8 protein-coding genes are annotated in these 10119 nt (G+C 40.5%); 3 read left to right on the plus strand and 5 right to left on the minus strand.

All coding sequences use genetic code 11. The features are described 5' to 3' along the window. The 4 genes from mobF to ACE1OF_RS19195 all read right to left on the minus strand — a co-directional run. Nucleotides 1–1162: MobF family relaxase (gene mobF, locus ACE1OF_RS19180; protein WP_448896470.1), on the minus strand; the 1162-nt coding region annotated here is incomplete at its 3' end. After that, nucleotides 1159–2838 (minus strand): type IV secretion system DNA-binding domain-containing protein, encoded by a 1680-nt coding sequence (locus tag ACE1OF_RS19185; protein ID WP_448896471.1) that lies wholly within the window; start codon nt 2836–2838, stop codon nt 1159–1161. The genes mobF and ACE1OF_RS19185, both read right to left, overlap by 4 nt. Further along, a complete protein-coding gene (locus ACE1OF_RS19190; RefSeq protein ID WP_448896472.1) occupies nt 2835–3125 on the minus strand; it encodes a hypothetical protein in 291 nt (96 codons plus the stop codon). Before ACE1OF_RS19190 ends, ACE1OF_RS19185 begins: the two co-directional genes overlap by 4 nt. A 186-nt stretch (nt 3126–3311) precedes the next feature. Beyond that, on the minus strand, nt 3312–3488 hold the full coding sequence (locus ACE1OF_RS19195) for a helix-turn-helix transcriptional regulator (protein WP_448896474.1): 177 nt from the start codon (nt 3486–3488) through the stop codon (nt 3312–3314). 105 nt (nt 3489–3593) lie between these two features. Here ACE1OF_RS19195 and ACE1OF_RS19200 point away from each other — a divergent pair, with 105 nt between their 5' ends. From ACE1OF_RS19200 to rnk, 3 genes are all read left to right on the plus strand, one after another. Then, entirely contained in the window at nt 3594–5066 is a 1473-nt protein-coding gene (locus tag ACE1OF_RS19200; RefSeq protein ID WP_448896476.1) for a hypothetical protein, read from the plus strand. Nucleotides 5067–5236: 170 nt separating this feature from the next. After that, nucleotides 5237–7168, plus strand: coding sequence for a protein-arginine deiminase family protein (locus ACE1OF_RS19205; protein ID WP_448896477.1), 1932 nt, complete (start codon nt 5237–5239; stop codon nt 7166–7168). Nucleotides 7169–7560: 392 nt separating this feature from the next. Further along, nucleotides 7561–7974 carry a nucleoside diphosphate kinase regulator gene (gene rnk, locus ACE1OF_RS19210; protein ID WP_055012379.1) on the plus strand — a complete coding sequence of 138 codons (414 nt, stop codon included), beginning with the start codon at nt 7561–7563 and terminating at the stop codon, nt 7972–7974. A 56-nt stretch (nt 7975–8030) separates the two neighbouring features. Here the strand turns inward: rnk and ACE1OF_RS19215 are convergent, their stop codons facing one another. Beyond that, complete coding sequence (locus ACE1OF_RS19215) at nt 8031–9527, minus strand: NAD(P)H-hydrate dehydratase (protein ID WP_448896479.1); 1497 nt, start codon at nt 9525–9527, stop codon at nt 8031–8033. Nucleotides 9528–10119: the final 592 nt, after the last annotated feature.

The following is a 10119-nucleotide window of genomic DNA, read 5'->3' on the forward strand; positions in this document are numbered from 1 at the left end:
AATTGATTAGAGATTGTTCTTTCTCTAATACATCGTTGGTGGTAAAAAGCTCGTTATGTTTCCAGTCATTGCCAAGTTCAATGGTTGATTCACTGTCCGTTAGGTTTTTGATTACTGCGCACAATGATTGAACAGGTTGGCCATACTCTAGGGTTTTAATACCTCCAGCGAAAAAGGCTTGTTGTTTCGTGAAGACCGACGATTTTTCAGTAAGAGTGTTTGCAAGCATTTCTTGGTCGACAACCTCTTTAGATAACAAGCTTTCATCATTTATAGCCTTATCTCGAAGTTTCTGAACATTTAACTGAGATAGGCCAAGAGTAGATAATTCTGCTTGCCATTGTTGAAACAAATCTGCTCGGTTGATTTCACCTTTTACATCACGTGTACTTAGTGATGCAAGATCTCCCGAAACTGAAGAACGATTTTTAATACCACGTTCTTTAAGTGCATCTACAATTTGTGCAGAACGCTTTGAAAAGTGTTGGCATATCGATTTTGATATGCCAATGACATTGAAGGCATCACCTTCCAACTCGGTTTCGAACCCTAAGGTGCGAATGGAATCAGCAAGGCTAACCTTGTAAACCATTCCAGCTGCTTTTTGCCATAACATAATAGTACGAGAGTCCAGCGTTCCCCATGTTTCATCTTCTCTTGGGGCTATGTTTGCAACAATTGCGTGCGAGTGAAGGTGGGGATCAAGAGAACGGCTAGTGCTGTGCTCAAATACCGCTGTTATCAACCCCGCAACTTTTTCTCTATCACAACCTGCTTCACCTCGGCGAGTAACTGCTGCATATTCCTCAATAACGGCGATAGCTTCTTTCACTGCTGTTAGTTGGGCAGACTGTATCTTTTGACGCAAGTCAGGGGCAGCGGCAGCCCACAAGACTGACACTGATTTTGGTGCGTTGAATGTGAGGTCCCAACCAGGTGTATGATTGTGATCCGCATTCTGGCACAAAGCTGTTTTGCCACAGGGGGAGTAGCCTTTTAACAAGTTGCTTAAAACATCAGATGTTACAGCACCTTTAAGTTTCAGCAATGATGCGGCTGAACCGCACCATTTTCCGTCTGGCTCACCACCCTTCAAGTAATAATCTTCAGCGGCTAAATCCAAGTAATATTTACCGTCTCGAATCTTTGCTAATGACATCATTCGGTGATTCTCCTATTTAAACGGTTCTTATTCTTTGATTGGAAAGTCTGCTCGCGAGACTGCTTTTTGATGACAGCTTCAGCTACTTTCTCATATTCACCTATTGGCCAATTCAGTTTATAGACGGCATTAGAGCCACCGACCAATAGGTACCCATCTATGCCTCTCTTAATGGTTGGTTGAGGTAAATGAACAAGGTCTTCAGGTGTTACAAGGGCTATAGACTCTTGTTGAAACGAACATGATCTTTCACCTTTCTCATTTGTCGAAACAACAGGATATTCAACACGCCTTTCACCAAATGAAGCAGAAGCCTTGGAAGCAGACTCACCATTTGGTCCAAGTTTGAAAGCAACGACATTGCTGAACAGGCCCAAAATGGTGTTGCAGTCTTCCTGACCGTATATTGAATAAAGTTGAGACAATAGCTGTGTACCTGCAATCGTTCGACATCCTTTGCTCCGTCCTAGTGCAAGCCATCGCTCAAGGCTCTTCGATTTATTCAAGGTCGCCAACTCATCTAAAACCAGCCAAGTTTTTTGCTCTTCGTTATCAGCACCTCCTAAAAGATGGCTACTCAAAACACTCATTAAGGCAGTGATCAAAGCTGAACTCATTAAGGGAGAAGCTAAGTCGCCTTGTACTATTAGAGTCGTTTTGTCGTTCCTAGCTAACCAACCAGAAACTGAAAAATCAGGCGGTGTATTTGAGACGTAGCTTGTCATGTTTTTCAACCAAGCTAATTTCGTCGCTAACATTGAACGTATTGACGCTGTAGTTTTACTCTCTGGCTCAATAAGAGTTGCAGCTTGCTTGTGATGTATATTCAACCAGTTTGATAACTCTTCATCACCGCAAAAGAGTCTTTGTTCAAGAGCGCACCAAGACCAGGGCTTATCCTCATTGGTTAACCCTACAATCACACCAACTAGAACCGTTCTTGCTGAGTCAACCCAGAAAGATTCAGAGGCTGAGCCTGCCGGAATAACCGCCTCTGCAAAAGACTCAGCAAGTCCAATTGTCGACAAATCCTTGCCAATGTTCCAATTGACGCTGCGGGAATCTTGAGGGCTCAACAATATGCAGTCTTCATTTAAGAATGCTTCTGTATACTCACCCTTGATATCATATAAAACAGTTCGCTCTCGTTGTACTAATAACTGTTCAACCAACCGCTTGATAAAGTTAGATTTTCCAGCACCTTGCATACCCCAAACCAGAATATTTCCTGCCTCTCGGATAAGCGGTATAACTATCTTCGGGTGAAGAGATAACCCACGTGAACCTTCTTGTTTCGCACTTTTTCGAAAATGTTTAGCGGCTGTGTTGTTCTTTAGAAGGCGAGGGCCACCTATATGTTTGTACTGCGAGTAATCGAAGTCTCTGATGCGGATATACCACACTATAAGAACACTAGTAGCAATTGAAACCACACAAGTAACACCAGTCCCATACAAGAATGCACTGGAAATTAGCGGTGCAACAAGGTGCTCTCTACTTGAAAGACCGACCGTCGTAAGCATCGAATCAACTAACCAATCTATGATCGGCATGACCGAAGACCAATGGTTGAAGTAACTAATAGCAGCTACTTCAATCAAAATGAACAACATGAACGAAAGGCACATGGTCACCATTACATGCTCAAAAGCATGAGATTTCTTTGAACGTTTCATTTGATTCTCCTTTTTAATTGCTTCTCGATTGCGAGTAGTGCAGCTGCCTTTTCATCTGGATCTAAACCCGCGACTGTGGAAGTGATCACAAATGAGTGTTTTGTTAAGTGGTTCAACAGGCTTGTTAGTAAGTCTTTCATTTCAATTTGTTTTTCAGCTAGCTGAATGCGTTGCCGAGCAATATCGGCAACAGTAGTACCTTTACTTTCAGCATCAAGCACAAGGCGCTCATGATCTCGTGCTGGCAAGCGAATGCTGACTTGCTGGGTTGGGGGGCGCTTTTTCATTCTGTATCCTCCTTGATACCAATGAAACCGTTCTGTTTGCATGGGGTTAACGGTTGTTTAGTTGTTGAATTGGTATCGCTACACAATTCACTTGCTGGGCTTGAAAATTCAGGACCGAAGTCGAATTCAAGTTGTTCACCAAAGGCACCGCAGGTGCATGGGGTGTAAGAATATTCACTGTTCATTTTAAGACTCCTTGTCTATTGCATTAATCCATTCTTCAATGGCACTTTGAGACCAAACAACAGTGTTTGGACCCAAGTTTGTTGGATTAGGAAAACTTTTCTTTTTTCTCCACCGCCAAATTGTGGACTGATTTACTCCAAGCATTTTTGCAAGGTCTTTTGCTCTCAGGTATTTCATATTCAAATCTCCTTCTGTTATGAAATTTATCCTCGGAGCAAATATTGAATCTAAATGAATTGTGCTACAATCTTGTATAGCTACGATAATTAAGGAAACATTTTTATGGCTGATATATTGACTACTCCATACCAGGAAGGGAGTTTAGTGGATGAAGTCAAAGGATTACTTCAGGATGTCAATCTAAAGATTAATCGAGATGAAATTAAAGTTTCAGCAAAAAAGCGGACGGGTTTTATCTATATTGGCGATGTTCTGCAAGAAATTGTAATCCCGCCCCAAGTCATAGAGTGGCTGAATATGTTTTGTGTGGAAGATGTGGAGTTGCCTAGCAGCAATGCGATATTGCAGTTATCTGAGGCTTTGGCCAATAGCGGTATTGCCGTCCCGCAACAGATCTACAGCTACGGGTTAAACATTGAGGATCTCAGTTTCCGAGTTAAAAAAAAGTACTTAAAAAACGGATTGGAAATAATCGCAAAGCAAAAAGAGGTTCTACCAGAACATTTAGTTTACTGGGTTGATAGTCTGCTTGATACTTTGACTAAAAGCAAACGTAATGAATACGAGGAAGACATTAAACTATTTCGAAAGTTGCCAGAAAAAGCATTACTAAAAGACTTTATAAAAAGGAGCGGAGGCTTAACAAACTCAGTCGAACGAATGAAGCATTTCATGAGGTATCAAAGTACATTGCCAATTGAAAATGAAGATCTTTTATTTATTAAAGATATGGATGTGAGTCTTATTTTTGTTAAGTCGTTCATAGAGAGAAAGCATGCAGAGCGAAATGCAAAAAGAGCATTAGATATATGTGCATTATGTTGGCGTCCTGTTAGACATAAGCAAAATGAAATTCTTTTGACTATAAACACCCGTAGAGATTCTAGTTACTATTGTTCTGTCCACCATCCCAAGAAAATCACTCATTTTTATAAGAGAACTCGAGACGCTTTAATTGCGGCTGTAAGGGATGAGAGGCTTGAATTTTCATCACAGCTAGCTAGTTTTTTAAATGGGGAGTTTAGTCGGGATAGTAATGCTAACTATCTAACAAAGTGGCTGAAGTCATTTGCTCCAAAATCGAAGTTTGTCAGAGTTCACAATATTGATCAAAATAGTTGGGGCAAATTATGTGAGGATATTTATGCTGAAGCTGAAAATATTTACCCCCAGGCCTTTGAAAAGATTAAAGAAGTAAAACCAGAAAGTTATGCTTCTTATAAAGACTGGGTTTGGGATGTACTAGTCAGTTTACAGGGTCCGATAGACAAAGAAGAAAAACATTATTGGGAAACTATTGGGATAGATAAATGGACCTTGCTTGATGAAGGGTGGAAAGTATTGTTGCATACATTTCGGCGATATGAAGCCAATCACTATGTAATGCATCGAAAACGCCCTAGAGGTCCCAAGAAGTCGGGCTCCAGGCCTACGCAGTTAAAATTAAAAATTGAAGAAGATATAAAAGTTCACCTTAAAAAGTTTGGGAATGTAAAAACAGGGTTGATAGTCGAGAAACATAAAACTAGTCGTAAAACTGTAGCGCAAGTTAAAAAGGCTCTTGGTTTAAATTAGAAATAGTTGGTTAAGTTATAGCATCTAAAATCAGTTTTAATATTTTTTGCTATATTTAGTTGTTGATAAAGTAAGTAGTTAAGTGTTCGAGCTGTGCGATGAAATGCCGTCCGTAGTGTGTTTTCATCGATTTGAATTTGATCAAATAATAAGTCATGGAGAACATATTTATGTACGAGTATTTTTTAACAGAAGGGCAATCTAAACGTTTCAATGCATCATTTTCATCGGGTGACGTTATTTTGTTTGTCACTTCCCCCGGAATAGATATTCAATACGTAAGCAACGGCTATTGGGTAAGTATGACCCCAAATTTGCCTATACCCGCGCCACTAGATTACAACGGGTTAATGCGAATAGTCGCGCAAAATAAAGGATTCCATAAAGTAGAAATTATTAACGTTGATCAATCAGGATCTGTATCAAGAAAGATTGAAATAAGTATTACTGTTTTTGGCATCGGTATTGTTAATGACAGTAACAGAGATGGTTTAGCTGATACTCAGGACAATGCAAACGAGCAATGGGTATGGGGTGAATATCAGAGAGGCGCAGTTGTCATGGTTAACAACGACAAAGATATAGATGAGCATGACCCTGCTAACCAAAACTATTCTGAGTGGGCTGAGTTCTCAATTATCGATACTCAATTGTCTAACTTCCCACAGAATATTAGTATGCATTTGTACTCTACTGAAGCTTCCGCCAAGCGCTTTAGCGTTTATTCAAAAGACAGCAACGGTCACTATCAAATTGTCCTAGGTAACTTAAAAAATGGAAGCGTATTAGTAAAATCCCCCGCTCTGGCAGCAAGTGGAGGGAACTTATACTTAGAGGCTCTTGAGTACCCCAACGCTAATTTTGAAGGTCTAATAACGATAGAGCTTGGACTAGAAAATACAGGGACACTGTTTGCTAGTGATAAGGCTGTTTTTCGTGTAGCACCATGGATAATGACCCCAAATACACTCCCCGCAAAACGAGTGTTTACTTGTAGGATGTCTCCTGGTCATACAAATCCGAATAATCAATTCCTGGATGAATTGTCACTAAAGCTTCAGCAATTAAATATTCCGTTGACAATAATAGAGCCAGTAGATCATCTTGGTGACAGGTGGATACAAGACGAAATTGAGTTTGGTTATACCCAAAGCCCGTCTCATACATTACCCGTGGTCATGGATAGTCCCCGAGATAGAGGATTGGATGGATTTCCTGAAAAGGAATTGTTGGGGGTTGATTTTGGCCACTTTCAAATAGGTGGAAGTAATCCCAATTCACTTGATTCGTTTGGAAACTTAGAAGTATGCCCTCCTATCGTAGCTAATGGCATTAATTATCCTTTTGGAAGGATTGTCTTTGGTGGAAAGCAGTATGGTGATTACCAAGAGGATAACCGCCAAATGATGCCAGAAATAAGGAAGTTTCTTTATGCACAGAAAGTACAGTCTCCATTTGAGATTAATACCGATTGGCTGGCTGTAGGGCATGTTGATGAAATTATTTGTTTTGTACCAGCAGCTAATAACATCGGATTTGTTGTAGCAGTTGCCTCCATTGATAAGTCAAAAGCAATCTTAGAAGATCTCCAACAGCAAGGTCATGGCAGTGAGGAAATGTTTGTTGGGAAAATGAGAGGGGAGCCTGGAAGTGGTGAGTCCGCACAAATCAGTATTGATGATCTGTTAGCTGATGGAGCATTTTGGTCGTATAACCAAAAATGTCAGTTACATATGGATAACAATATTTCAATTTTGAAGAAAGAATTGGAAATTGATGATAGCCATATTGTGGATATACCTGTTCTATTCCATCCTTTGCCTGGTCGTACATTGGCTTACTTTCCAGATATGGTAAACCACCTTGTAGTTGGTAACTCAAGCATTGTACCTAAGCCGTATGGCCCAATAATTAATGGTGAGTGTGCTTTCGAGAAAGCATTTAAAGATGCTATGCCTTGGAGAGATGTTACTTTTATTAATGATTGGTATTCTTACCATGAAATGTCGGGAGAAGTGCATTGTGGTACAAATACAATAAGGTTTCCTTTTCCTTCCAAAACATGGTGGTCACATAAACCTATAGGTGGATATGACATATAGCTAAGTCAGCTAGTTTTACTCTTGTTGATTTCGCAGCTAAGTATTGATGAATGTGACTACTTATTATCTGCTCAGGAAAGATTGCAGGTTAAATTTAAAGCCTAACATATGCTAATGCTAGAAATTTGTGGGGTATAAAGTGGGGTATCAAAACCACCCTCGACCAATAACCCCTTATTTTACAGGGTTTTTATTAAGCATGGGTGGCATGATGTAATCATCCCCTAAACACTTAGCTCAAATAAAAACCCAGCTTCGGCTGGGTTTTTAGCAATAGAGATAAAATAAATTCACTAAACAACAATAAAATTAACTCAGTGTATTCCAATGCAACTGAGTTCCTGCAAGCTATACCAGAGTAAATTTTATTTAACATGATTAAGGATATTAAGTTGAATACAAAACCTGAAATTATCATTTCATCGCTGGATGCAGATAGGTTGTATGCACTGATGGAGTCGTTGCCTGCAAACAGCTTTGCGGGTGAAAAAGAACTTGAAGCAGAACTTGCACGAGCCAGCATAGTTGAGCCGCACGAAGTTCCCTCAACCGTGGTAACCATGAATTCAACTGTGAACTTTGTTGTTGAATCTACAGGCGAAGAGTTTACTTTAACGCTTGTTTACCCAAAAAATATTGACTCAATTGGCGACAAAATATCAATCTTAGCTCCTATAGGTAGTGCATTACTTGGCCTTTCACAAGGAGATCAAATTGAATGGCCAAAGCCTGGCGGTGGATTAGTAACAGTAACCATCAAAGAAGTTACTTATCAGCCTGAAAGAGCTGGTGAGCTTCACAGATAGTAGCCAAAACAAGCAGCGAAGACATTAGCTAGCACAGCCAGTCACTGCTGCTTTTACTATTTATGATTGATCAGTGCTCTTACATGCGCAAATAAGTCACTGGCTAACATTCCTCTTTGCCCTGATTGTTCACAGGCTCTATCACCCGCCTTTGCATGTAACACAACGCCATAACATGCTGCCTCACTGGTATTTAATCCTTGAGCCATTAACGCCCCTATTATACCACTAAGCACATCACCACTTCCTCCTACAGCCAAACCAGGGTTACCATTTTCACATATCCAAGTATGCTCGGTATTATCGATTAGCGTACCTGCGCCCTTTAATATAGAGGTCGCTGCGAAGTTAGTCGCACATTGTCGAGCATAATAAAAACGATCAGACTCAACCTCAGAGGTAGTTAAGTTTAATAACCGTGCAGCCTCTGCAGGATGAGGCGTTAGCACGGTATTATTTAATTTATGAGAAGATGATTGCTTAGCTAATAAGTTTAAGGCGTCTGCATCAATAACAGTAGGGATATTGTTTTGCTGGCAATAACGGATTGCCTGATCAAAGGTTTTTTGGGCCCATTCATCTTGGCCTAAACCTGGACCGATAACTACACACGTTGACCATGCTAGGGCATCATCCAAGTGTTCACTAGTTACCATAAGCTCTGGTCGCCCGATGCTCACAGGTAAAACGGCATGTTCATGGGTATACACTTTTACCATTCCAGCACCAGACCTTAATCCACTTTCAGCACTTAATCTAATAGCTCCTGCAGAGCCGTGGTTTCCTCCTATACATAATAATTTTCCATGACTACCTTTATGGCTACTCACTGAGCGCTCAGGCAAAGGTTTAAAGCAGTCTATATTGATAATCTGAGCAGAAGGGGTGGCTAGTTTCATAAATTGCTCGCCAATACCTAACTCGTCGAAATACAACTGCCCGGCATGCTGCTTTCCTTTAGTCGTGGTGAGTCCTTGCTTTATCCCAACTAATGTCATTGTTTTGGTGGCCATAATGGCTGTTCCTTGAGGACAGCCTGTATCTGCATTAATACCTGACGGCACATCAATACTCAGTATTGGTTTAGTGCTTTCATTTACCGCTTTAATAATAGTAGCAACATTATCGCGTACCGTATTCTCAAGACCAGTACCGAGTAGTGCATCAATTATCACATCACACTCATCGAGTGCATCAGCGTTAAAGTTACAAATTTCACCACCGGAATCAACCCATTGCTTTTGTGCTTTTGCTGCATCTCCGGATAAGGCTTTACTCGGATTAATCGCGCAAACAACTACATGCCGATCTGCTTGTTTGATTAACCGAGCTACCTCATAACCATCTCCAGCATTATTTCCATTACCTGTAATAACTAACGTTTGTTTTGCATTAAAGGTTTTCCAACAGCAAAAAACTGCCTCCGCGGCACGCTGTATCAGCGTGTAAAGGTCTGCGCCGGTAGCATGGACTGCTTGTTCTTCATACCCTTTTATTTGTTTTGACAAATAGGTCAATTGCTCGCACTTAGGTGGCGTTAGTAGTAATGACATAAACAGCTCAATTTAATAAGAATACTTAATTTCATTTTGGGCTTTATAAATTCTTTTTCAAGTAAAACATAGTTATGTAATCTATAAGGCTTTATTTAAGGAGCTATTAATTTTATATAACGAGGATAACCATACAAGAGAAGTTAATAGGAGGTCAGCGTAAAGCAGGGCTTATTTTACCTAAAGCCGGATGCTTTGCACTTCTCTTACATTTGGAGTCGGTGTGCTACTTCGAAGCGACAGCAAAGTAGTATGTCCTGGAATCGGCTCTGATCAATTATCTTCCTTTAGCCTAATACCTTTAACCTTTTACATTTGTTTTTCACTTTTCTGCAGACGTAAAAAAGCCCGACTCTTTTGAATCGGGCTTGCTTGTATTTAGAGTCGGTGCGCTATTTTGCCCATGGGGTTCTAGATACTCAACCCATGCTACGGTGGTCAGGTTAACGCTGTGCAGCTGATAGCTGACGACTGACGGCTAATACTTTCACTTTCCTGCAGACGTAAAAAAGCCCGACTCTTTCGAATCGGGCTTTCTTGTATTTGGAGCCTGGTAATGTCCTACTTTCACATAACAAATGCTACACTATCA

It is taken from the genome of Colwellia sp. E150_009 (genome assembly GCF_053543955.1).